The sequence below is a fragment of the Lolliginicoccus suaedae genome, assembly GCF_008312885.1.
Classification (GTDB): domain Bacteria; phylum Actinomycetota; class Actinomycetes; order Mycobacteriales; family Mycobacteriaceae; genus Lolliginicoccus; species Lolliginicoccus suaedae.
Genome location: NZ_VSSO01000005.1, coordinates 89,716 through 115,083 on the forward strand (window position 1 = coordinate 89,716; position 25,368 = coordinate 115,083).

Genomic DNA, 25,368 nt, shown 5'->3' on the forward strand with positions numbered 1-25,368 from the left:
CTTGTCCCGGCCTCGTTGGCTCAGGACCCGGCCGGTTCCTCCCGGCCTGCTTCCTCACCGGGCGCATCGGCGAGCGCGGTGAGCAGCGGGATGAGCTCGCGCACGAGGTCCCGCGAGTGGTCATCGAGGGTGTCGAGGCGCCGGGACAGTGCCGAGGCACGGCTCTCGGCGACGGCGCGCACCGCAGCGAGGCCGAGCTTGGTGATCGTCACCCGTGTGGCGCGCCGATCGCCCTCGTCGGGGACCCGCTCGACGAGGCCCGAGTTCTGCAAGCCGTTGACCACGGTGGTGGCGGTGGGCTGCGAGCACGGGACATGCGCGGCGATCTCACCGATCCGGGCGGAGCCGACATCCTTGAGGTAGGTGAGCACCACGAGCTGGGTGGACGAGTAGCCCCGGTTGGATGAGGCACGCCGCAGGCTGCGGACGAGCCGATGCACAGCGATCACGAGCTCGAGGGCATCGCTGGATGCGTCCCCGGCGGCTGCCCCCGCGTCACCGCGCGCGTCACCGCCGGATTGCGCCTTGTCCGTGGCTTCCCCGTCCACGATGGTCAGTAGAGCTTCCGCGGCCGGTACTCGGGCTGCTGTCCCTTCATGCGGGCCTTGCGGGCGATCTTGCTGTTCTCGCCGGTGAGCAGCCGCAGCTGGGTGCGGCGCTCGGCGGCGAAGGCACGCTCCGGCGAGCCGGACCAAGCAGCGTTGAAGATCTTCTTGGCACCCGCGACGGCATCCGGCGATTGCTGCACGAGGACATCCACGAGCTTCTGCGCTGCCGCCGCGGGATCGTCATGCACCTCGGTGACCAGGCCAAGCTCCCCCGCTTCGGAGCCGGTGAGCATCTTGCCGGTCATCGTGAGCAGCTTCGCGACATCGATGCCCACGAGCTCGCGCAGGGTAGCGGTGCCGGTCATGTCGGGGATGATTCCCCACTTCGCCTCGAGGACGGATAGTTCCGCATCCGGGGCGGCGAAGCGGAAATCGGCGGCGAGCGCGAGCTGCAGGCCACCTCCGTAGCAATGGCCGTGGATGGCGGCGACCACCGGAACCGGCAGTTCCCGCCAGGCCCAGCACGCCCGCTGGAACATGTTGGTGCCCCGGCCTGGCAGCGGCACGAAGGACGGCACCGGCACGAAGTACTTGGCGATGCGCTTGGGCTCCTTGGTGGCGGACGGGAAGTCCAGCCCGGCGCAGAAGGAGCCACCCTCGCCGGTGAGGATCACTGCGCGCACGGAGCGATCCTGCTTGATCTTGCCAGCGACCTCGACGAGCTCGGCGAGCATGTCGAGGGTGAGGCCGTTGAGCTTGTCGGGACGGGCCAGCGCGACGTGCGCCACCGGGCCCTCGATGCGGTACGTGATGCTGGTCTGCGCCATTTTTCCCATGCTAGCCGAGCATGCCTGGCCCCGCTGCCACCACACCATGAGCGGCGAGCTGCCAGCAGGCGCGTGGCGTGCTGGCAGCTCCCGGTCAGTGATCGTCGAGATGACGGGCGAGGATCGGCCCGATCACCGCGAGGGCGTCCGGCTCGACCATCTGCTGGTGCTTGACCGGCACGTCATGGACGTGCAGCGCCCCACTGGTCAGTGGTCGCCATTCGTCCGCGGTGCGCAGTGCTCCGGCCGGATCGATGGTGCCGCGGGCCGCGAAGAACAGCACCTCGGCATCGAGGACGGACGGCTCATGGTCGGCCATGATGCGCGCGGCGTCCTCGAACCCGCGGTGGATGCGCTCCATGTGGGTACCGGTGAGCCCGGTGGGCTGCCCGATCCCCTCGTCGACGAGCCGTGCCGCGTCCTCGTAGTCGAGGTCCTCGCTCGCGCCGTCGACGATGCCGAAGCTGCCCACGAGCTCGGCCATGGTCGGCACCTCGGTCTCGGCGACGACGAAGCTATCGAGCAGGGCAACGGTCGCGACGTCCTCGCCCGCGGCGCGGAGCTGCACGGCCATCTCCTGGGCGATTACGCCACCGAGGGACCAGCCGAGCAGGTGGTAGGGCCCCTGCGGCTGGATGTCACGGATGTGCCGGACATAGTCCGCGGCGAGCTCGCTGATCGATTCCGCCGGCTGCGCCCCGGTCAGGGAGGGCAGTTGCAGGCCGAACACCGGGCGGTCCTCGGGGACATGCGCGGTCAGTGCCGTGTATGCCCAGGACAGGCCCACGCCGGGGTGCACGCAGAACAGTGGTTCCTTGCGGCCATTCGGGCGCAGCCGGATCACGGGCGCGAGGAGCTGCCCGGCGAGCTCGCTGGGTGCTTCGTCGGGCCGCTGCAACCGCTCGGCGAGGCCGGCGGGGGTCGGGTCGAGGAACACCGCTTGCAGGCGCAGCGCGCGGCCGGTCTCCTTCTCGAGCGCGGAGACGACCTGCGTGACGCTCAGCGAGTTGCCGCCGAGGTCGAAGAAGCTGTCGTGCACGCTGACCTGCTCGATCCCGAGGATGGAGGCGAACACCTCGGCGACGATGCGCTCGTCGTCGTTGCGCGGGGCCACGTATTCCTTGCGGAACGCGTCGAGGTCCGGCGCGGGCAGGGCCTTGCGGTCGAGCTTGCCGACCGGGGTGAGCGGCACTTCGTCGAGCAGCACGATCACCGAGGGCACCATGTAGCCGGGCAGGAACTCGCTGACGTAGGCGCGCAGCTCCTCCGGGGTAGCGGTGTCGCCGTCGTGGAGGCGCACGTACGAGACGAGGATGGTGTCGCCGGTCTCGCGCTGGTAGCCGGTGGTGGTGGCGAAGCTGGTCTTCGAGTGGCTGGCGAGGGCTGTGTCGATCTCGCCGAGCTCGATGCGCAGGCCGCGGATCTTGACCTGGAAGTCGGAGCGGCCCACGAACTCGATCTCGGGCTCGTTGGCGCGGTCGATCCACCGCACGACATCGCCGGTGCGGTACAGCCGCTCCCCCGGTGCCCCGAACGGATTGGCGACGAAGCGTTGCGCGGTGAGGTCCGGGCGGCCCTCGTAGCCGCGCGCGAGCGCGGGGCCGGCCAGGTACAGCTCCCCTGCCACGCCGGGTGGCACCGGCTGCAACCGTCCATCGAGCACCATCGCGGTGAAGCCACGGGTGGTGGCACCGATGGTGACGGGCTCGCCGGCCTTCATGGGCGCGGTGATGCTGCTCATGATGGTGGTCTCGGTGGGTCCGTAGGCGTTGACCATGGAGCGGCCGGGCGCCCAGCGGGCCACGAGCTCGGGCGGGCAGACGTCACCAGCGACGAGGATGGAGCGGAGATCGTCCACGCCGTCGTCCTCCACCGAGGCCAGCACGGCCGGAGTGAAGAAGGCGTGGGTGATCCGCTTGCTCCGGAGCAGCTCGGCCATGTCCCCGCCACCGAAGACGCTGGGCGGTGCCACGACGAGGGTCGCGGCGGATCCGTACGCCATGAGCATCTCGAACACGGATGCGTCGAAGCTCGGGGACGCCGAGTGCAGGACGCGCGACCCTGGCTCGACACCGAGATGATCGTGCTCCTCCGCGGCCAGGCTGGCGAGCCCGGCGTGGGTGACGGCGACGCCCTTGGGCTTGCCGGTGGAGCCGGAGGTGTAGATCAGGTACGCCGGGTTGTGCACGCGCAGTGGCTGCGCGCGATCAGTGTCGGTGATCGGTGTGGCGGGCAGCGATGCGATGCGTTCCTGGGTCGCTGGGTCATCGAGCTCGACCCATTCCACGAGCCCGGGCAGCGCGGACCGGTGCGCGGCGATGGTGATGCCCGCGACGGCCGCCGAGTCGGTGAGCATGTGCTCGATGCGATCGGCCGGGTAGCTCGGGTCCACGGGAACGAACGCGGCGCCGGTCTTGGCGACGGCCCACACGGAGAGCACGGATTCGATGGAGCGCGCCATGCCGATCGCGACTACCGTCTCGGGCCCCGCGCCGAGGGTGATCAGGTGCCGGGCGAGCTTGGTGGACTGCTCGTCGAGCTCGCGGTAGGTGAGCGAGGTTTCCCCCAGCTCGAGGCCAGTGCTTCCCGGGTCGTGCGCCGCAGCGCGCGCGAGGATCCCGGGCAGCAGCTCGGGCTCGAGCCCAGCGGGGCCGTGGACCGGGACGAAGCGTTCCTGCTCGGTAGCGTCGAGCATCTCGATGTCCCCGATGGGCCGGGCTGGGTCCCGCACGGCCCCATCGAGGATGCGCAGGAACCGCTCGGCCAGGCGCTCGACCGTCTCAGGGTCGAACAGGTCGGTGGCGTAGGTGAACGCCGCCTCGAGATCGCCCTTGCCGCTGCCGTCGCCGCTGAGGATCAGCTCGAGATCGTACTTCGCGACGACCGTGGGGAACTCGAGCGGCTCGACGCGGACACCGTCGAGGTCCATGCCCGGAGCACCGATGTTCTGGAACTCGATGGTGGCTTGGAACAGTGGCGCGTGCGCGGTGGAGCGTTCCGGCTTGAGGACCTCCACGAGCCGCTCGAATGGCACATCGGCGTTGCTGAACGCGGCGAGATCAGTGTCCTTGGCGGTGGCGAGCACGTCGGTGAAGCTCGCGCTCGCCGGGACAGGAGTACGCAGCACCAGGGTGTTGACGAACATGCCAACGAGGTCGTCGAGCGCGGCGGCGCCGCGCCCCGCGACGGGCGTGCCGATGGGGATGTCCTCGCTGCCGGAGAGCCTGGCGAGCAGGACCGCGAGCGCGGAGTGCAGCACCATGAACGTGGTGGCGCCGTTGCGCTTGGCGAGCGCGTCGATCCGGCTGTGCAGCGCCGCGGGGATGGTGAACCGGGCATCGGCGCCGCGCAGGGTCTGCTGGGCGGGCCGGGGCCGGTCGGTGGGCAGCTCGAGCACGTCGGGAACACCGGCGAGGGTGCGCTTCCAGAAGTCGATCTGCCGCCCGGCGAGGCTGGCGGGGTCGGTGTCGTCGCCGAGCACCTCGCGCTGCCACAGGGTGTAGTCGGCGTACTGGACGCGCAGCGGCTTCCAGCCAGGCTCCGCACCCGCTCGCCGCGCGTGATAGGCGACCATGATGTCGCGGGCGAGCGGCATCATGGAGAACCCGTCGGCGGAGATGTGGTGCACGACGACGAGCAGCACGTGCTCGGTCGGCGAGAGGCGGAACAGCCTCGCCCGCAGCGGAACCTGGGACTGCACGTCGAAGCCCTGGCCAGCGATGCGGATGATGCGGTCGCGGAGCACTTCCTCGCTGGGGATGTCGTGCGGCGCGAGTCCGTTCACCACGGCGTCGGCGGGGAGGATCACCTGGGTGGGGCCGTCATCGGTGCGCGGGAACACGGTGCGCAGTGCCTCGTGGCGGTCGATGACGTCGTGCAGCGCCTCGGTGAAGGCATGGACGTCGAGGTCGCCGGTGAGCCGCACCGCGAGCGGCACGTTGTAGGCCGGCGACGTGGTGTCGAACTGGTTGATGAACCACATGCGCTGCTGCGCGAGCGAGACCGGGACGCGCGCGGGCCGCTCGCGCCGCTCGAGTGGCACGGCGGCGAGCTCGGGAGCCCCGGCCTGCTCGACGCGCAGGGCGAGTGTCTCGACGGTGGGGGCATCGAACAGCTCCCGCACGCCGAGGGCGGTGCCGAGCGCGTCGTTGACGCGAGCGATCACGCGGGTGGCGATCAGTGAGTTGCCACCGAGGTCGAAGAAGTTCGCGAGCACGCTGACGCGTTCCTCGGCGAGCACCTCGGCGAATACCCCGGCGATGGCTTCCTCGATGACGTTGCGCGGGGCCACGTACTCGATCTCGAGGGCGGAGAGGTCCGGCTCGGGCAGTGCCTTGCGGTCGATCTTGCCGACCGGGGTGCGCGGCATGGCTGCTACCGGGATGATCAGCGACGGCACCATGTGCGAGGGCAGGGACTCGCCGAGGTGCACGGTGAGCTCAGCGGTGTCGATGGTCGCGCCCTCGCGCGGCGAGACATACGAGACCAGCATGGTCTGCCCGTTGGGCCGCGTGTGGCCGACGGTGATCGCAACATTGACGGTGGGATGGTTGCCAAGGACGGCGTCGATCTCGCCGAGCTCGATGCGGAAGCCACGGACCTTCACCTGGAAGTCGGAGCGTCCCACATAGTCGAGCTCGAGCGTGCCGTCGTCGCGCGGCGCCCAGCGGACCACGTCGCCGGTGCGGTACAGGCGCGTGCCGGGCTCGCCGAAGGGATTGGCGATGAACCGCTCGGAGGTCAGCCCACGGCGCTCGTGGTACCCGCGGGTCAGGCCGAGCCCCGTCACATATAGCTCGCCGGCCGCGCCGACGGGCACGGGCTGCAGTCGCGCGTCGAGCACGACGGCGTCGGTGCCACGGATAGGCGCGCCCAGCCGGACCGGGCCCTCGGGGCGCATGGGCTGCCCGATGAGCACCATGATCGTCGTCTCGGTCGGACCGTAGCCGTTGTAGAGGCGACGGCCTGGTGCCCAGTCCTCGACGAGGGCGGAGGGCACTGCCTCGCCACCGACGGAGATGTCCTGCAGCCCAGGCAGTGCTGCCGGGTCCATGGAGCCGAGCGCGAGCGGCGTGATGAAGGCGTGGGTGACGTTCTTGCTCGCGAGGATCTGCGCGAGCTCCTCGCCACCGTAGGTCTCCGGCGGCACGATCACCATGGTCGCGGCGCTGCCGAAGGCATGGAGCAGCTCGAGCACGGAGGCATCGAAGCTCGGTGACGAGAAGTGCATCACCCGGGCGTCGGGCCCGGTGCGGAAGTGCTCGCGCGCGACGGTGGCGTAGTTCTCGAGGCCACGGTGGGTGGCGAGCACGCCCTTGGGCGTTCCGGTCGAGCCCGAGGTGTAGATGATGTACGCCGCGGAATCGAGGTGCACGGTGCCGTGCAATTCGTCCGCGCGGATCGGCGTGGCCGGGTACTGGTCGATCTCCGCGATGGTGCTGGCATCGTCGAGGACGAGCCAGGGCACATCCTGCGGGAGCGCATCGATGCGGTTGCTGGTGGTGAGCCCGGTCCGCGCGCCGGAGTCGGTCAGCATGTGCTCGATGCGGTCGCGCGGATAGGTCGGGTCCACGGGCACATAAGCGGCACCGGTCTTGGTGACCGCCCAGATCCCGAGGATCGACTCGATGGAGCGGGAGATGCCGAGCGCCACGAACGCCTCGGGGCGGGCACCACGGTCGAGCAGCAAGCGAGCGAGCTGGTTGGAGCGCTCGTCGAGCTCGCGGTAGCTGATCTCACGGTCACCATCGATGATCGCTACCCGCTCGGGGTCGGCTGCGGCGGCGTTGGTGAGGACCTGCGCGAGGGTGCGGGTGGTCTGGCCAGGCTGGCCGGAGACTGGCACGTACCGCTCCTGCTCGGCGGCGGTGAGCACATCGAGCTGCGCGTATCGCGTCGCCGGCTCGTCGAGCAGCTGGCGCATCACCGCAGCGAGCCGCTGCTGGATGCCATCGAGCGTCGCGTCGTCGACGAGGTCGGGGAAGTACTTGAGCTTCAGGTGCAGGGCATCGTCGGTGTAGGCAACGAGGGTCACCGGGTAGTGAGCGGCGTCCACGCCGTCGAACCCGACGATGCGCATGCCGCCGAGGTCGGTCTCCTCGGTAGCGCCGGCCGTGTCGACGGGGTAGGACTCGAACACGGCGAGGGTGTCGAACGTAGCGCCCGCGCCGACCTCGCGCTGGATGTCGGCGAGCTGCACGTAGTGGTGGTCAAGCAGGTTGGCCTGCTCGGACTGCACCCGCTTGAGCAGGTCGGTGAGCGACTCGGCCGGGTCCAGGGTCACCCGCACGGGGAGGGTATTGATGAACAGGCCGATCATCTTCTCGATGCCGGGGATCTGCGGTGGCCGTCCCGAGACGGTGGTGCCGAACACGACGTCATCGCGCGAGGTGAGCGTGCCCAGGATGATGCCCCAGGCGGTCTGCACGATCGTGTTGAGGGTGATGCCGAGGTCGCGGGCAAGGGTGGTGAAGCGCTCGGTCTCGTCCTCGGTGAAGTCGACGATGGTCTCGCGGGAGCCAGCATCATGCTGCCGGGACCTGTCGAGCGGCACGATCGTGGTGGGCTCCTCTGCCCCGGCGAATGCCTCCACCCAGGCCGCGAGCGATTCCCGCGGATCGGTCGAGGAGACGAACGCGAGGTAGTCGCGGTAGGAGCGCACGGGCGGCAGCGCCGACGGGTCGGCGTCGAGGATGTAGAGGCCGATCAGGTCGGTCAGCAGCAGCGGTGTCGACCAGCCATCGAGCAGGATGTGATGGTTGGTGATGACGAACCGGTACTCGCCTCCTCCGAGATCGACGAGCATGAAGCGGATCAGCGGGGCGGTGCCCATCTGGAACTGGCGCTGGTGGTCGGCGCGCAATACCTCGGTGAGCGCGGCTTCCTGGTCCGCGGCGGTGGAGAGATCGACCACAGTGAAGGGTGCCTCGACGTCATCGAGCACGAGCTGCACGGGCTGCCCGGTGTTGTCGGAAGCGTAGGCGACGCGCAGGTTGGCATGCCTGCCGAGCAGGGCCTGCACGGTGCGGCGCATGCGGTCCTCGTCAACAACGCCGCGCAGGTGCAGGACCAGCTGGACCATGTAGGCGTCGACGGTCTGCTCGGCGAGCACCGCGTGGAACAGCAGGCCGGATTGCAGCGGGGAGAGCGGCCACACATCGGCGAGGCCGGGGTACTGCTTCTCCAGCCGGTCGATCGAGGGCTGGTCGATGCGCACCAGGTCGAGATCGGTGGGGGTGAATCCCCCGGCGGAGGGCCGGGAGACGTGGTTGGCGATGGCGGTGAGCGCCTCGGTCCACAATCCGGCGAACTCGCGTGCCTCTGCCTCGGTGAGCAGCCCGGTGGGGAATCCGATGGTGCCGCGCAGCACGGGGCCGTCCGCGGTGGCCTCGGTGACGGTGTTGATGTCGAGCACCGCCATCGCGGCCATGTCGTCGTTCTGGCGGGCCGCGAGGTTGGTGGTGTCCTCGTTGTCCCCGACGGGCAGCCAGCCGAGGGCGCGCAGCTCATCGGTGAGCTCGCCGGTGGTGAAGCGGCCAAGGTAGTTGAAGCTGACCTGGGGCCGACTGATCGGGCGGAGCTCGTCGGCGGTATCCGGGGACAGGTAGCGCAGCTGGCCGAAGCCGATGCCGTTGTCGGGCAGCGACCGCAGCAATTCCTTGACGTTCTTGATGAGTGCGCCGGTGGCGGCACCGCCAGCGAAGGCATCATCGAGGTCGATGCCGGTGGCGTCGAACCGGATCGGGATGATGGTGGTGAACCAGCCGAGGGTGCGGCCGAGGTCGGCGCCGGGGACGGCGTTCTCCTCGCGGCCGTGGCCCTCGAGGCCCACGAGCGGCGTGGTGGCGCCCCGCCAGCGGGCGAGCGCGAGGACGAGCGCGGCCAGCAGGCCGTCGTTGACCCCACCGTGGAATGCCTCGGGCACCCGGGTGAGCAGGGCATCGGTGACCGAGCTGGGCACCGAGACATCGATGCGCTCGACGGTGGCATTGGTGTCGACGGCGGGGTCGAAGGCACGCGAACCGAGGTGGGGCTCGGTGCCGTCGAGGAACCGGCGCCACGTGTCGAGCTCGTCGTGGCGGGCGGGGGCGTTCTCGGCCAGCCCGTGGGCCCAGCGCCGGAACGAGGTGGTGCTGGCATCGAGCTGCACGGGCTGCTCGTTGGCGATCTGGTTCCAGGCCGTCGCGAGGTCTGGCACGAGGAACCGCCAGGTCACACCGTCCACGGCGAGGTGGTGGATGGCGAGGACGATGCGTCCGGCACTGCTGGTGCGGGGCGCGATCCAGGCGGCCCGCAGCATGGTGCCGTTCTCGGGGTCGAGCTTGTCCGCGGCGGCGTCGAGCGCCTTCTCGGCAGCGCGGGTGAACGCGTCGCTGCCAGGCTCGGAATCAACCTCGACATGGTCGATCAGGTCATCGGCGTTGATGCTGCCAGGCTCGGCGACGATCAGCTCGTGCCCGTCGAGGCGAGCGCGCAGCAGGTCATGATGATCGATGACGGCTTGCAGCGTCGCGGCGATTCCCTCGCGGTCGATCCCGGGCGGCAGCGTGAGCAGCGCGCACTGCGAGTAGCGGTTGTAGGCGCCGCCGCGCTCGAGCATCCATTCCATGATCGGGGTCAGCGGCATGGGGCCGGTCCCGCCGCCGGGCAGCTCGGTGAGGGTGACGGCTTCCTCGTCCTCGGTGAGCACCGCCGCGCTGGCGAGCGCTGCGACGGTGCGCAGGTTGAACACGTCGCGGGGCTTGAGCTGGATGCCGACGGCCTTGGCGCGGGTGACGAGCTGGATCGACATGATCGAGTCGCCGCCGAGGGCGAAGAACGAGTCGTCCACGCCCACCGAGTCGAGGCCGAGCACCTGGGCGAACACCTCGGCGAGCTTCTCCTCCACCGGGGTGGACGGGGCGCGGCCCTCGGTGACGAGGGCGGAGAAGTCCGGCGCGGGCAGGGCACGGCGGTCGAGCTTGCCGTTGGCGGTGAGGGGGAACTCGTCGACGACGAGCACCGCGGCGGGGATCATGTGCGCGGCGAGGGTATCGGCGAGCGCATCGAGGATCGCTTGCGGCTCGGGCGCCTGCCCGGCCTCGGGCAGCACGTAGCCGACGAGCCGCTCGGATCCGGGACCGTTGTCGGCGCGCAGCAGCACAGCGGACTGGGCGATGCCGGGGTAGCGCAGCAGCGCAGCCTCGATCTCGCCGAGCTCGATGCGGAAGCCGCGCAGCTGCACCTGGAAGTCGGAGCGGCCGAGGTACTCGAGCTGGCCGTCCTTGTTCCAGCGCGCGAGGTCGCCGGAGCGGTACATCAGCGAGCCTGGCTCCCCGTAGGGGTCGGCGACGAAGCGTCCCGCGGTGAGGTCGGGGCGGCCGAGGTAGCCGCGGGAGAGCTGCGCGCCCGAGACGTACATCTCGCCGATGGTGCCGGGCGGCACGGGTCGCAGGCGCGCGTCGAGCACGGTGACGCGCAGGCCGGGCAGGGCCTGGCCGATGACCGAGGCGGCGGCGCTGGCAGCGAACTCGCGGTCGAGCTCGAGGTAGGTGACGTGCACGGTCGTCTCGGTGATGCCGTACATGTTGACCAGGCGTGGCGCGTCGTCGGCGTGGCGGGCGTACCAGCGGTCGAGCTGGGCGAGGTCGAGGGCCTCGCCGCCGAAGATGATGGAGCGCAGCGCGAGGTCGTCGCCCGCGCCTGCCTGCCGGTCGATCTCGGCGAGCTGGTAGAACGCGGACGGTGTCTGGTTGAGCACGGTGACGTGCTCGCGGCGCAGCAGCGCGTGGAACTGCTCGGGGCTGCGGGCGGTGAAGTAGTCGACGACCACGAGGGTGCCGCCGTGCAGCAGCGGTCCCCACAGCTCCCAGACGGAGAAGTCGAACGCGTAGGAGTGGAACATCGTCCACACGTCGTTCTCGTCGAAGCCGAAGCTGGCCTGGGTGTTGGCGAACAGGGTGAGGACGGTGCGGTGGGGCACCGTGACGCCCTTGGGCTTGCCGGTGGAGCCGGAGGTGTAGATGACGTAGGCGGTGTTGTCCCAGCGCAGCGGGGCGATCCTGTCGCTGTCGGTGATCGGCGCCGCGCTGTGGGCGGTGGCATCCTCGTCGAGAAGCAGGATCTCGCTGCTGGTGGCGGGCAGCAGGTGCTGCTCGGTGCTGGTGGTGATGATCGCGACGGGCGCGCCGTCGGTGAGCATGAACTCGAGGCGATCGGACGGGTAGGTCGTGTCCACGGGCAGGTAGGCGGCGCCGGACTTGATGACCGCGAGCAGCGCGATGACCAGGCTGGCATCGCGCGGGCACGCCACGCCCACGAGCGTCTCGGGCCGCGCCCCGGCGGCGATGAGGCGCCGGGCGAGCTGGTTGGAGCGCTGATCGAGGTCGGCGTAGGTGAGCTCGATGCGCTCACCGTCGATCTCGGAGACCGCGGCGATGCGGTGGGGGAAGCGCTCGGCGGCGTGGGCGAAGGCATCGGCGAGCGTGCGCTCGGGCACGATCGTGCCCGGGTGGTTCCATGCGGTGAGCATGGTGTGCTGCTCGGTATCGCTGAGCAGGGCGATATCGCCGACGGGCACCGTGGGATCGCCCACGATCGCGGCGAGGATGCTCTGGAACCGCTGCGCGAACACCTCGACGGTGTCCTCGTCGAACAGATCGGTGGCGTAGATCAAGCCAGCGTCGATGCCGGCGTGCGCGCCGTCCTCGGTGATGCTCTCCCGCAGCGACAGCTGCAGATCGAACTTGGAGATGTGGTCCTCGAACATGACCGGCTCGATGGTCAGGCCGGGCAGCTCGAGCCGTGCCTCGGGGTTGTTCTGGAACTCGATGAGCACCTGGAACAGCGGCGAGTGCGAGGTGGAGCGGTCGGGCCGCAGGATCTCGACGAGCCGCTCGAACGCGACGTCGGCGTTGGTGAACGCCCCGAGGTCGGTGTTCTTGACCTCGCTGAGCAGGTCCGCGAAGGACTCGTTGTGGTCGATCTCGGTGCGCAGGACGAGGGTGTTGACGAACATGCCGACCACACCGTCGAGGGCTTCCTCGCCGCGTCCGGCGACGGGCGTGCCGATGGCGAGGTCGTTCTCGCCGGAGAGTCGGGAGACGAGCACGGCGAGGGCGGCGTGCATCACCATGAACATGGTGGCGCCGTGGGCCCGGGCGAGCTCGGCGAGCGCCTGGTGGGTGTCCGCGTCGATCGGGAAGCGCACGAGTCCGCCGCGCAGGGAGGCGTTGACCGGGCGGGGCCGGTCGGCGGGCAGCTCCACGACGTCGGGCAGCCCGGCGAGGGCCTTCTTCCAGTAGCCGAGCTCGCGGGCGAGGATCGAGCCTGGATCGGCTTCCTCGCCGAGCAGCTTGCGCTGCCACAGCGCGAAGTCGGCGTACTGCACGTCGAGCGGCTTCCAGGCGGGCTCGTCGCCGTGCAGCCGGGAGTGGTAGGCGATCATCACGTCGGTGGCGAGCGGCGCCATGGAGAAGCCGTCCGCGGAGATGTGGTGGACGACGAGGACGAGGACGTGCTCGTCGGCGGCGAGCCGGAGCAGCCTGGCCCGGATCGGCACGGCGGTGGTCACGTCGAAGCCCTGGCCGACGAATGCCTCGATCGTGGCGATGAGGTCGCTAGGCGCGGTGCCGACAGGCTCGAGGTCGAGCGCCACGTCGTCGGACGGCAGGATGACCTGCACGGGCTCGTCGTCGATGCTCGGGAAGACGGTCCGCAGCGACTCGTGCCGCGCGATCACATCACGGATGGCGGTGTTGAGCAACGGCAGGTCGAGCGTGCCGCTGAGCCGGATGGCCATAGGCACGTTGTAGGCGGCCGACTCCGTGTCGAACTGGTTGATGAACCACATGCGCTGCTGCGCGGAGGAGAGCGGGATCCGCTCGGGTCGTGACTGGGGAACGAGCGCGGGCCGGTCGGTCGCCTCGCTGGCATGCTCGGAGATGATGGCAGCCAGCCCCGCGACGGTCGGCGCGTCGAAAAGCTCGCGCACGCCGATGCGGATGCCGAGCGCGGCGTTGACGCGGGCAACCACACGGGTGGCGATCAGCGAGTTTCCGCCGACATCGAAGAAGTTGTCGTCGATGCTGATCCGGTCGATGGCGAGGACGTCGGCGAAGATGCCGGCGAGGGTCTCCTCGATCGGGTTGGTGGGTGCCCGGTACTCGGTAGCAGCAAGGGTGAAGTCCGGATCCGGCAGGGCCTTGCGGTCGAGCTTGCCGGTGACGGCGAGCGGGATCTCCTCGATCACCATGATCACCGACGGCACCATGTAGGCGGGCAGGAAGCCTGCGACATGCTCGGTGAGCTCCGCGGTGTCCACCTCGTGCCCAGCAGCCGCACGGACGTAGGACACGAGCGCGGTGGCACCGGAGGGGCTGGTGCGGCCGAGCGTGACGGAGAAGTCGATGCTCGGGTGGCTCAGCAGGGCGGAGTCGATCTCGCCCAGCTCAATGCGGAAGCCACGCACCTTCACCTGGAAGTCGGAGCGCCCGAGGTACTCGAGCTGGTAGTCATCGACCCACCGGACCACATCACCGGTGCGGTACATGCGCTCCCCCGGCTCGCCGTATGGGTTGGCGACGAACCGGTCGGAGGTGAGCCCGAACCGCTGGTGGTAGCCACGACCGAGGCCGAGGCCCGAGACATACAGCTCGCCGGCGACACCCTTGGGAACAGGCTGCAGGCGGGTGTCGAGCACGACCGCGGTGACGCCATTGAACAGGCGGCCGATGCGCACGGGCTGGCCGGGCTGCATGGGATCACTGAGGGTGGCGACGATGGTGGCCTCGGTGGGCCCGTAGCCGTTGTACATCTTGCGGCCGTGCGCCCACTCGTTGACGAGCTCCGGCGGGACGGCTTCGCCACCGACGACGACGAACTCGAAGTGGTCGACCTGTGATCGGTCGACGGAGGCGAGTCCGAGCGGCGTGATGAAGCCATGGGTGACGTGGTGGTCACGGATGACGGCGGTGAGCTCGTCGCCACCGTAGACGTGCGGGGGCACGATCACGATGGCAGCGCCCGCGCCGAATGCCATCAGGACCTCGAGCAGCGAGGCATCGAAGCTCGGCGAGGCGAACGACAGGACCCGTGAGTGCTGGGTGACCGAGGGGTGCGCGACCATCGCCGGGGTGAAGTTGTCGAGCCCGCGGTGGGAGATCACCACGCCCTTGGGCTTGCCCGTGGAGCCCGAGGTGTAGATCAGGTAGGCGGAGTTCTCGAGCAGGATGGGGGCGTTGCGGTCCGCATCGGTGATCGGCGCGGCCGAGGTGCGCGCGACACGCTCCTGGAAGGCTGGGTCGTCGAGGAACATCCACGGCACGAGCGGGGGCAGGAATTCGTGGTTGGCCTCGATGCTGAGGCCGGCGACGGCACCGGAGTCGGTGAGCATGTGCTCGATGCGCTCGCGCGGGTACGTGGGGTCCACGGGGACGAACGCGGCACCGGCCTTGGTGACCGACCACAGCGAGACGAGCCATTCGATGGAGCGGGCGTAGCCGAGGGCAACGAAATTCTCGGTGGTGACGCCTTCCTCGATGAGGATGCGCGCGATGCGGTTGGACAGCTCATCGAGCTCGCGGTAGGTGATGTGCCGGTCACCGTCGATGACGGCGGGCGCGTCCTGGTCGCGGATGCCCATGGTGAGCAGGTCCGGCAGCACCTCGGCACGGTTGCCGGGGCCTCCATTGATGGAGACGATCTCGGCCCGCTCGTCGGCGTCGAGGATGTCGATGCGGCTGACCGGCGCGGTGGGGCGCGCGGTGGCGTTGTCGAGGAGCAGCAGCAGTCTCCGGGCGAAGCCGCGGACGGTGCTGGCGTCGAACAGATCGGTGGCGTAGCGCAGGCCGGCGGTGATGCCACTGGCGCCGGACTCGTAGCGCTCCGAGAGGATGAATTGCAGGTCGAAGTTGGCGATGTCGATGGGGATGTCGACGGCCTCGACGGACAGGTCGGGCAGGTCGAGGCGTGGCTTCTCGTTGTTCTGGAACTCCAGCATCACCTGGAACAGCGGCGAGTGCGCCTCGGAGCGCTGCGGGCTCAAGGCATCGACGACCCGCTCGAAGGGCACATCGGAGCGGCCGAACGCGCCGAGGTCGGCGGTACGGGCCTGATGGATGAGGTCGACGAAGGTGGCGTCGAGATCGATCTCGGTGCGCAGCACCAGGGTGTTGACGAACATGCCGACGATATCGTCGAGCTCGGCCTCGCCACGTCCGGCGATGGGCGTGCCGACGGCGATGTCCTGGGTTCCGGAGAGCTTGGCGAGCAGCAGCGCGATGGCCGCGTGCATCACCATGAACACGCTGGCGTTGTGGGCGCGAGCGAGGTCGAGGATGCGCTGGTGCAGCTCGGCGCTGATGTCGAATTCCTCGACGGCGCCGCGCAGTGACTGCTTGGCCGGCCGCGGGCGATCCGTGGGCAGCTCGAGCACGTCGGGAAGCCCCGCGAGGGCGTGGCGCCAGTAGGCGAGCTGCTCGTTGAGCAGGGAAGCGGGGTCGTTCTCGTCACCGAGGACCTGCCGCTGCCACACCGCGAAGTCCGCGTACTGCACGGGCAACGGGGACCATTCGGGGGCGAGCCCACGGGCGCGGGCGGTGTAGGCGACGACGACGTCGCGGGCGAGCGGGGCGAGGGAGAACCCGTCGGAAGAGATGTGGTGGATCACCACGAGCAGGACGTGCTCCTCGGGGGCGAGGCGGAACAGCCGCGCGCGCAGCGGCACCGCGCTGGCCACGTCGAACCCGGTGAACGCGAACCCTGCGGCCTGCTGGTTCAGTTCTGCCTCGTCGGCCACGTCCTCGGGCACGAGGGGGATCGCCACATCGTCGGTGCCGAGGATGTCCTGGGTGGGGCCATCGATGCCCTCGGGGTAGCGGGTGCGCAGCGTCTCGTGCCGCTCGACAACGTCGCGCAGCGCCTGCTCGAGGGCGGTGACGTCGAGCGGGCCAGTGAGCCGCACGGGCATCGGGGAGTTGTAGGCAGCGCTGCTCTTGTCGAGCTGGTTGATGAACCACATGCGCTGCTGCGCGAGCGAGAGCGGGATAGGGCTGGGACGCTCCACGCTGTCCAGTGGCGGGCGCTCGCGGCCAAGCGCGGACTCGGCACGGACCGCGAGGGTGGCGACGGTGGGGGCATCGAACAGGTCGCGCACCCCGATGCTGGCATCTAGGGCGTTGTTGACGCGGGCGATGAGCCGGGCGGCGATCAGCGAGTTGCCGCCGATGTCGAAGAAGCTGTCGTGGACGCTCACCCGATCGGTGCCGAGCAGGTCGGCGAAGATCGAGGCGATCACTTCCTCGATGGCGTTGCGCGGCGCCACGTGCTCGGCGCTCGCGGCCACGAAATCGGGCACGGGCAGGGCCTTGCGGTCGAGCTTGCCGGTGCTGCCGAGGGGGAACGCGTCGAGGGCGACCACCTGGGCGGGCACCATGTAGGCGGGCAGTTCCTTCGCGGCATGCTCGAGCAGGGCATCGGTGTCGATGCTGCGGCCGGGCGCGGCGACGAGGTAGGCGATGAGCCTGTCGCCGGTGTGCTCGTCGCGATGGACGATGACGACTGCCTGCGCGACCGTCTCGTCGGAGAGAAGCACGGCTTCGATCTCGGGCAGCTCGATGCGCAGGCCGCGGAGCTTGACCTGGAAGTCGGTGCGACCGATGTAGTCGAGCTCGGTGGTGCCGTCAGTGCTGGCGCGCCAGCGCACGAGGTCGCCGGTGCGGTACATGCGGGCGCCGGGAGCGCCGTAGGGGCTGGCGACGAACCTATCGGCGGTGAGGTCGCCGCGCTGGACGTAGCCGCGGGCGAGCTGGGTGCCGGCGAGGTAGAGCTCCCCGGGCACGCCGACCGGGGTGGGCCGCAGGTTGCGGTCGAGCACATACACCTGAGTGTTCCATACGGGGGCACCGATGGGCACGGACACGGCGTCGGACTCGGTGTACTCGTGGTAGGTGACGTCGACGGACGCTTCGGTGGGGCCGTAGAGGTTGTGGATCCGCGCGTCGCTGAGGGCGCGGAAGTCCTCGACCACTGCGGGTGGCAGGGCCTCGCCGCTGCAGAACACCGCGCGCAGCGTGGACAGCTTGTCGCGCTGCTCGGCGCCGAGCGAGGAGGCGAAGGTCGCGAGCATCGAGGGCACGAAGTGCAGCACGGTGACGCCGGAGCTGCCGATGAGGTCGGCGAGGTAGCCGGGGTCGCGGTGACCCTCGGGCTTGGCGATGATCAGCCGCGCGCCGGCCTGCAAGGGCCAGAAGAACTCCCAGACAGAGACGTCGAAGGTGTAGGGGGTCTTCTGCAGGACTGTGTCCGACGAGCTGAGCTGGTACTCGTGCTGCATCCAGGCGAGCCGGTTGACGATGCCGCGGTGCGGCACGGACACGCCCTTGGGCTTGCCGGTCGAGCCGGAGGTGAAGATGACGTAGGCGGGGTTGTCCGCGCGCAGCGGGTTGATGCGATCCGCGTCGGTGATGGGGCTGGCGGAGTAGTCCTCGAGCGGGATGCCGCCGAGGATGATCGCGGGCACCGTGGAGCCCTCGGGAAGGTCCGCCGCATCGACGGCGATGGCACCGATGGGTGCGGCGAGGCCGAGGACGTACTCGTTGCGGTCGGCGGGGCTGTCCGGGTCGATCGGGACATAGGCGGCGCCGGACTTCATCACCGCGTACATGCCGACGAGCAGCTCGATGGAGCGGCGCATCGCTAGCGCCACATGGGTGTCGGGGCCCGCGCCGAGGGTGATGAGGTGGCGGGCGAGCTGGTTGGAGCGCTCGTCGAGCTCGCGATAGGTCAGCGCGGTGCCGTCGAACTCGATGGCGACCGCATCGGGGGTCCTGGCGACCTGGTCGGCGAACATCGTGGCGAGGTTCTCGTCGGCGACAGGTGCCGCGGTGTCGTTGAGCACCCGCACGAGGTGGTCGCGCTCGGCGCTGGTGGTGAGCTCGATCGCGCCGAGCGGGGTGGCAGGATCAGCGGCGATGCTTCGCAGGACGCCCCGGAACTGGTCGGCGAGGCGAGCGATGCTCGTGGCCGCGAACAAGTCGGTGGCGTAGGTGATGGTGGCCTCGAGATCGGCCGGGGAACCGTCCTCGCCGAACTTCTCGGCGAGGATGACCTGCATGTCGAACTTGGCGGTGGAGGTGCCGAGCGGCTGGACGGCGATATCGAGGCCGGGCAGCTGGACGTGCGCCTCGCCGAGGTTCTGGAATTCCAGCATCACCTGGAAGAGCGGGGCGTGCGCGGTGGAGCGGTGCGGCTTGAGCGACTCGACGAGTCCCTCGAACGGCACATCGGCCTGGCTGAATGCCCCGATGTCGGTGGTGCGGGCGCGGTCGAGCAGCGCGGTGAAGGGTTCGTCGTCGTGCACGGCGGTGCGCAGCACGAGGGTGTTGACGAACATGCCGATCAGCTCGTCGAGCGCCGCTTCACCACGACCCGCGACGGGGGTGCCGATGGTCACGTCGTCGGTGTCGGCGAGCCGCGCGAGGAGCGCAGCGAGCGCGGCATGGATGACCATGAACAGGGTCGCACCGTTGTCCTTGGCAAGGGCGCGGAGCTGCTTGTGGACATCAGCGGGCACGGTGAAGGCGTAATCGGCTCCGCGCAGTGATTGCACGGCAGGGCGGGGCCGATCAGTGGGCAGCTCGAGCAGGTCGGGCGTGCCCGCGAGCGCTGTCTTCCAGTAGTCCATCTGCTCGGCGAGGACGCTGTCAGGGTCATCCTCGTCGCCGAGGTATGCGCGCTGCCAGATCGCGTAATCGGCGTACTGGACCTCGAGCGGCTTCCAGTCCGGCTCGGCTCCGGCGGCGCGGCTGGTGTAGGCGCGCATGAAGTCGGTGGCGAGCGGCTTGAGGGAGAAGCCGTCGGAGGCGATGTGGTGGAGCACGAACACCAGCGTGTGGTGAGTGTCGTCGCGCTGGTAGAGCGCGGCGCGGACGGGGATCTCGCGGGTGACGTCGAAGCCCTCGGTCGCCATGCTGGTGACGGCCGCGGCGAGTTCCTCGTCGGAGGCTGCTGGGCGCGGCGCGAGGTCGGGGCGGACCGATCCGGTGGGAAGGATGACCTGGTGGGCGCCCTCCTCGCTGGTGGGGAAGAGCGTGCGCAGGGACTCGTGGCGCTCGAGCAGGTCGAGGACGGCCTGCTGCACTGCCTCGTGGTCGAGCTCCCCGGTCATCGCGACGGCCATGGGCACGTTGTAGGCGGGCGAGGCCGGATCGAACTGGTTGATGAACCACATGCGCTGCTGGGCGAGCGACAACGGGATGCGGTCGGGGCGCTCCTGCGGCACGAGCGGGAGGCGGCGTGCCGCTGCCTGTCCGCCTTCGGCGCGGTGCGCGAGCTCGCGGGTGGTGGTGGCTTCGAACAGGTCGCGCACGCTGATGCTCGATCCGAGCGCGGCGTTGATGCGCGCGACCGCTCGGGTAGCAACGAGGGAGTTGCCGCCGAGGTCGAAGAAGCTGTCGTCGATGCCGACGGTCTCGGCGCCGAGGAGCTCCGCGAAGATCGCGGCGATGATCTCCTCGACCGGGTTGGAAGGCGCCGCGAAAGTAGCGGCCCTGCCGGTCCCGGTGAAGTCGGGCTCGGGCAGCGCCTTGCGATCGAGCTTGCCGACGGGGTTGAGGGGGATCTCGTTGATCGGGATGATCAGCGACGGCACCATGTGCGCGGGCAGGAACTCCCCGAGGTACTCCTGCAGTTCCTCGGTGGTGGGATCCTGTCCGTCCTCGGGCTTGATGTAGGCGACGAGCGCGGTCTCGCCATTGGGGCCGTTGGCCCCGAGGGTCGCGGCGAAAGCCACCTTGGGGTGGTCGGCGAGGACAGTGTCGATCTCGCCGAGCTCGATGCGGAAGCCGCGCACCTTGACCTGGAAGTCGGAGCGACCGACGTACTCGACAGTGAGGTGGCCGGTGCGGGGCGCTCGAGCCCACTGGGCGAGGTCGCCGCTTCGGTACATCCGGGCCCCGGCCGGGCCGTATGGATCGGCGACGAACCGGCTGGAGGTGAGGTCGAAGCGCTCGTGGTAGCCACGGGCGAGACCGAGGCCGGTGATGTAGAGCTCGCCGGGCACGCCCATGGGGACGGGCTGGAGGCGGTTGTCGAGGATCACCATGCGAGTGCCGCGGATGGGGCCACCGATGGAGATGGGGTCGTCAGGCTGCAGCGGCTCGCTGATCGCGGTGACGATCGTCGTCTCGGTAGGGCCGTAGACGTTGTGGAATACCCGGCCGCGCGACCACGTCTGCAGCAGGTCACGGGGCAGCGCCTCGCCACCGACGGCGATCACACGCAGATCATCGACGCCGGAGGGCTCGACGGATGCGAGCGCGAGCGGCGTGATGAAGGCATGGGTGACCCGGTGGTGGATCAGCAGGTCACGCAGGTCATCGCCGCCATAGACGGTGGTGGGGATGAGGACCATGGTGACGCCGTTGCCAAGGCTGAAGAGGATCTCGTGCAGCGAGGCGTCGAAGCTGGGCGAGGAGAAGGCCAAGGCTCGCGAGCCAGGCGTGACGTCGAACGTCTCCCGCTCCTCGGCCGCGTAGCTCTCGAGGCCGTGGTGGGTAACGGCGACGCCCTTGGGCTTGCCGGTGGAGCCGGAGGTGTAGATGACATAGGCGACGTTGTCGAGCCGGACCGGTGCCCGGAGCTCCGTTGGCGCGAGCGGCCCCCTGGGATACGCGTCGATGGCGGCGCTCACTGCCGGGTCATCGAGCACCACCCAATCGATGGTGTCGGGCAGGCTCGCTCGCTGCGCGGCCACGGTGACGCCGATGACGGCGCCGGAATCGTCGAGCATGTGCTCGACGCGGTCCTTCGGATAGTTCGGGTCGACGGGGACGAAGCCCGCGCCGGTCTTGGTGATCGCCCAGGTGCTGAGGATCGATGCGACGGAGCGCGAGATGCCGAGGGCGACGAGTTGCTCGGCGCGCGGGTCCGCCGTGGCAATGAGGTAGCGGGCGACCTGGTTGGCCCGCGCGTCCAGTTCGCGGTAGGTGAGGGCCTGGTCATCAGCGATGACGGCGAGAACGTCGCTGTTGGCCGCGGCGACATCGGTGAACAGCTCTCCGAGGGTGCGCGTCGTGCTCGATGCTGCGCCCTCCACCGGGACGAGGAGCTCAACCTCTTCTTCGGCGAGCATGGAGTGGTCGCCGATGGCCTTCGCGGGCGCGGCGAGGCACCGGGCGAGCATCGTGTCGATCCGGCTGGCGATCTCGCGCACGGCGCCGCTGGCTCCGGGGGCCGTGACGACGAGCGTTGGCACGGCGCTAGCGAGGTCAAGCTCGATCGCGATCCGCGCGGCAGGCGCGGCAACCGCGGGCGAATCGCTGGTGCGCACGGCCAGGGAGACATGACCCGGGACATGGGTGGTGCCGACGGCCTTGGCGAGGCCGGGCGCGTCGAGCGTGGCATGCGCGAGAGCCTCGGTAGCGCGCTCCCCGGCCTGCTCGGCGAGCTCGTCGAAGGATCGCGCGGTGTCGACCGCGAGCCGGATGACGGCGGGATTGCCCTCGGGGGCAGGAATGATGGCCGCGATGTCTGGCTCTCCGGTCAACCGGGCCAGCGTGGCCGCTACCGCAGCGATGAGCAGGGGCTCCGTGCCCGCTCCGCGCTCACGGACGGTGCTCTGGAGCTGCTCGCTCGTGGTCGTGAGCTCGACCCTCGCCGTGCTGGGCTCGGCCCCGGCCTGCGCCCCCGGCACGTCGAGCGCCTCGGGCAGGCCATCGAGAACACGGCTCCAGTACTTCTCCGCGTCCCGGCGTAGCGCAGCGGCCCGACCGATCTCGACGGTTTCCGGGTGGATATCGTCGAGCGCCCGGTCGGGGCTCGAGGAGAGGAAGTCCTCGAGGAACGCCATGAACCGGCCATGCTGCTCGGCGAGCAGCTCATCGGAGTAGAGACCCGGATTGGCCCGGAAGTCGACGTGAGTGCGCCCGGTGCGACCGCGCGGGTAGATGTTGACGAGAAGATCCTCGACGGGGCCGGAGGTGAGGATGTTGAACTCACCGCTGACGTCGCCGAAGGTGATGTTCTGGTCGAACAGCATCGGGTTGACGATGGGGCCGAGGAGCCGGCGCTCCGAATCACCGAGGCCGATCTCGTGGCGGATCTGCTCGACGCTGAACCGCTGGTGCTTGAGGGCGCCGATCTGCTCGCGGAACACCGTCTTGAACAGTTCCTCGAGAGTGCTGCCCGGATCGATGCTCACGCGCAGCGGCACGATGTTGGCGAACGTGCCGCCGGACTCGCGCTGCTGCCGGTTGATGCGGCCGAGCATCGTGGTGCTCACGGTCACATCGCGCTCTCCGGTCGCGCGCGAGAGATACAGGGCGAACGCACTGATCAGCACGAGCGCGGCGGACACCCCGAAGGACTGGTCGGAGTTCTCGAGCCGCTCCGCCATCCCAGGGCTGATCGGGGCTGTCTCGAGCTTGGTGCGGGGAACAGCCTGTGCAGTGCCCTCGACGAGGCTGGAGATCACGCCCCAGCCGCTCAGCCGCTCGATCCAGAAGTCGCGGTCGATGGCGTACCGGCTGGAGTTCCGGTACTGCACGTCTGCCTCATACAGGGAGCGCAGCGAGGCGAACCTCGGCGCGGGAGGCTCGGTGCCCTCGACCGCGCAGGTATACAGCTCCGCTGAGCGGGAGACCCAGCGTGCCGCGGAGAATCCATCGAGCGCGATGTGATGGATCCGCCCGTACCAGAGGTACCGGTGGTCCTCGATCTGCAGGAACGCACTGTTGCCCAGCGGTCCGTTCAAGAGATCGATCGGCCTGCTGTACTCGTCATGCATCCAGTCGAGGGCCGCGGCGAACGGATCCGGCTCGTCGCGGAAGTCGCGGTAATCGATGTATCGGTGATCGCCGAGGTCGATGCACTGCAGGGGATCGCCGTTGTCATCGAGGAGGATCTTCAGAGCGCCGGAACCGATCTCGCACCGGGCCTGGTCGATGCTGCGCTCGAGCAGCTGGACATCGACCTCGCCGTTGAAGTCCATGTACTGGGCGATGACCACGGGTACGTCAGGGTCGAATTGCTGCGCGAACCACATCCCGTACTGGGCCTGCGAGAGCGGGAACGGCTCGAACGAGTCCTCGTGCGGTGCCAGCCAGCGCAGCCAATCGTCCTGGGAACCACCTGTCAGCACCACGTCCAACCCCCTTGAGCCTGTACGAATACGGAATCGCCGCGACGCACTCCCCCGTGCGCACGGCGTGCAACTCGATCAATCCGCAACGCGGCCTTCAACTGCAAGTCCTCTTCTTCGCCTTCGGCACATCTTGTCAACAATCCCAAGAACATGGGCACTATGCTGCATGTTTCCCAATTACCGCACGAACATCGCAATGGACCGCGCGCCCGGCTGAGATCGCAGTCACTCAAGGCTACTCAACGCCTCTGACAGTTGCACTGCGGCACTCATCCGGCTACGGTCCACCTCCTCCGGCAGCAAGTATCACGCGAACTGTAGCCACCCGGGGCCCCGTTCGGAAATTCCCAGGACGACATGTCCGCCATGTCACTGACAACACTTGATAGGTATTCGGAGCATCCCCGCCAGCGGCTAGGGTGACTCCTGCCACCCCGTGCCGAGGATGTCGCCGAGGGAGAAGAGCGAGCGGTACGCGAGGCCCTGCGCCTCGATGACCTCCCGCGCTCCGGTATCCCGGTCCACGATGGTGGCGACGCCCACCACTTCCGCGCCGGCATCGCGCAGCGCGGCCACGGCCGCGAGCGGGCTATTGCCGGTCGTGGTGGTGTCCTCCACGACGAGGACCCGCCGGCCCGTCACATCAGGTCCCTCGATCTGGCGCTGCATGCCGTGCGCCTTCGCGGCTTTCCGCACGACGAAGCTATTGATCGGGCGCCCCGGCGCATGCATGATGGCAGCCGCGACCGGATCCGCGCCGAGGGTCAGGCCGCCAGAGGCGACGAAGTCCCAGTCCGCGGTCATCCCGCGCAGCAGCACGCCGATCAACGGGGCCGCCTCATGGTGCAGGGTCACCCTGCGCAGATCGATGTAGTAGTCGGCCTCGCGCCCCGAGGACAAGGTGACCTTGCCGTGCACCACCGCGTGGTCACGGATGAGCGCGGCTAGCGTCTCCCGGGCTCGCGCATCGACAGCCATCGTGATCCTTTCCTCGAGCATTCGGTGCCACTATTGCCTACCATCACGGCAGCCGCAAATGCTGCCGGGCACGGACCGGTTCCCTCGTTGGTCCGTGCCCGGCAGCACCGTCAGGGCGAGACAGATGGACTAGCTATAGGCACGTTCGCGGTGAGCCGGGGGCAGCACGCGCATCAAGCGCGCGAACTGGTGCAGGATCCCCTCCACGTCATCCCATTCCGCCCAGCTCGTGCCTTGCGGGAAGCTCGCGAGGACCCACTCCCCCTCGGCCCAGATCACATCGACGAAGTCCGGAACGATATCCAGGAACGCCACCAGTCGCATGTCGGCGGTCCGCCGCGCTGCCTCCACGTCGTCGGAGAAGATCGTCCACTCCCCGACCGTCGCCGCCGCCGAGGTTCCCGGGCAGGCGCGGGCGAGCGCTGCGCTCGCGGGGCGGCCCTCGGGATCGGTCCGTGCGGCCTCGAAGACGATTGCGGACACGTGCTGGGCACGCACCGCGAAGATCGTCGCCGAGTCCTCCAGATCGAACAGGACGTGCTCCGAGGCATCCTCGACCGCGAGGCGCGGCATCCCGCGGACCACATTGGCCCCGTCGACAAGGGTGTGGCGGCCGATCATGCCGTGCCGCCACTGCGCCGCGATCCGCGGCACCTTGCGCATGAACTCCAGTCCCCGCCGGGCGCCCCAGATGCTGCGGATCTTCCTCCGCCAGGCGCGCCGACGACTGTCGATGCGCAGCAAGACAACGGCCCCCGCGAGGGCCGCGATTCCAAGTACAAACCACACCACAGCCATTGCGGAGATGCTAGTCGCTCCATGCGGCAAGTACATGGTGCAAACACCCACGTCGAGACGTTTTCGCTGCCAATCCGATACTGAGGAAGCCGGATGG

The 25,368-nt window shown here is 69.3% G+C and carries 5 protein-coding genes; all 5 read right to left on the bottom strand.

Annotated features, from left to right (window positions below; genetic code table 11):
• Positions 1-20 precede the first annotated feature (20 nt).
• The 5 genes from FXO18_RS14465 to FXO18_RS14485 all read right to left on the bottom strand — a co-directional run bounded on the left by FXO18_RS14465 (position 21) and on the right by FXO18_RS14485 (position 25,271).
• On the bottom strand, positions 21-548 hold the full coding sequence (locus FXO18_RS14465) for a MarR family winged helix-turn-helix transcriptional regulator (RefSeq protein WP_149361849.1): 528 nt from the start codon (positions 546-548) through the stop codon (positions 21-23).
• 5 nt (positions 549-553) lie between these two features.
• Positions 554-1,384, bottom strand: a complete 831-nt coding sequence (locus FXO18_RS14470; protein ID WP_149361850.1) for a crotonase/enoyl-CoA hydratase family protein — start codon at positions 1,382-1,384, stop codon at positions 554-556.
• A gap of 85 nt (positions 1,385-1,469) precedes the next feature.
• On the bottom strand, positions 1,470-23,495 hold the full coding sequence (locus FXO18_RS14475) for a non-ribosomal peptide synthase/polyketide synthase (protein ID WP_235900686.1): 22,026 nt from the start codon (positions 23,493-23,495) through the stop codon (positions 1,470-1,472).
• 414 nt (positions 23,496-23,909) lie between these two features.
• Complete coding sequence (gene pyrE, locus FXO18_RS14480) at positions 23,910-24,473, bottom strand: orotate phosphoribosyltransferase (RefSeq protein ID WP_149361851.1); 564 nt, start codon at positions 24,471-24,473, stop codon at positions 23,910-23,912.
• A gap of 129 nt (positions 24,474-24,602) precedes the next feature.
• Positions 24,603-25,271 carry a type III secretion system chaperone family protein gene (locus FXO18_RS14485; RefSeq protein ID WP_149361852.1) on the bottom strand — a complete coding sequence of 223 codons (669 nt, stop codon included), beginning with the start codon at positions 25,269-25,271 and terminating at the stop codon, positions 24,603-24,605.
• Between the last annotated feature and the right edge of the window lie 97 nt (positions 25,272-25,368).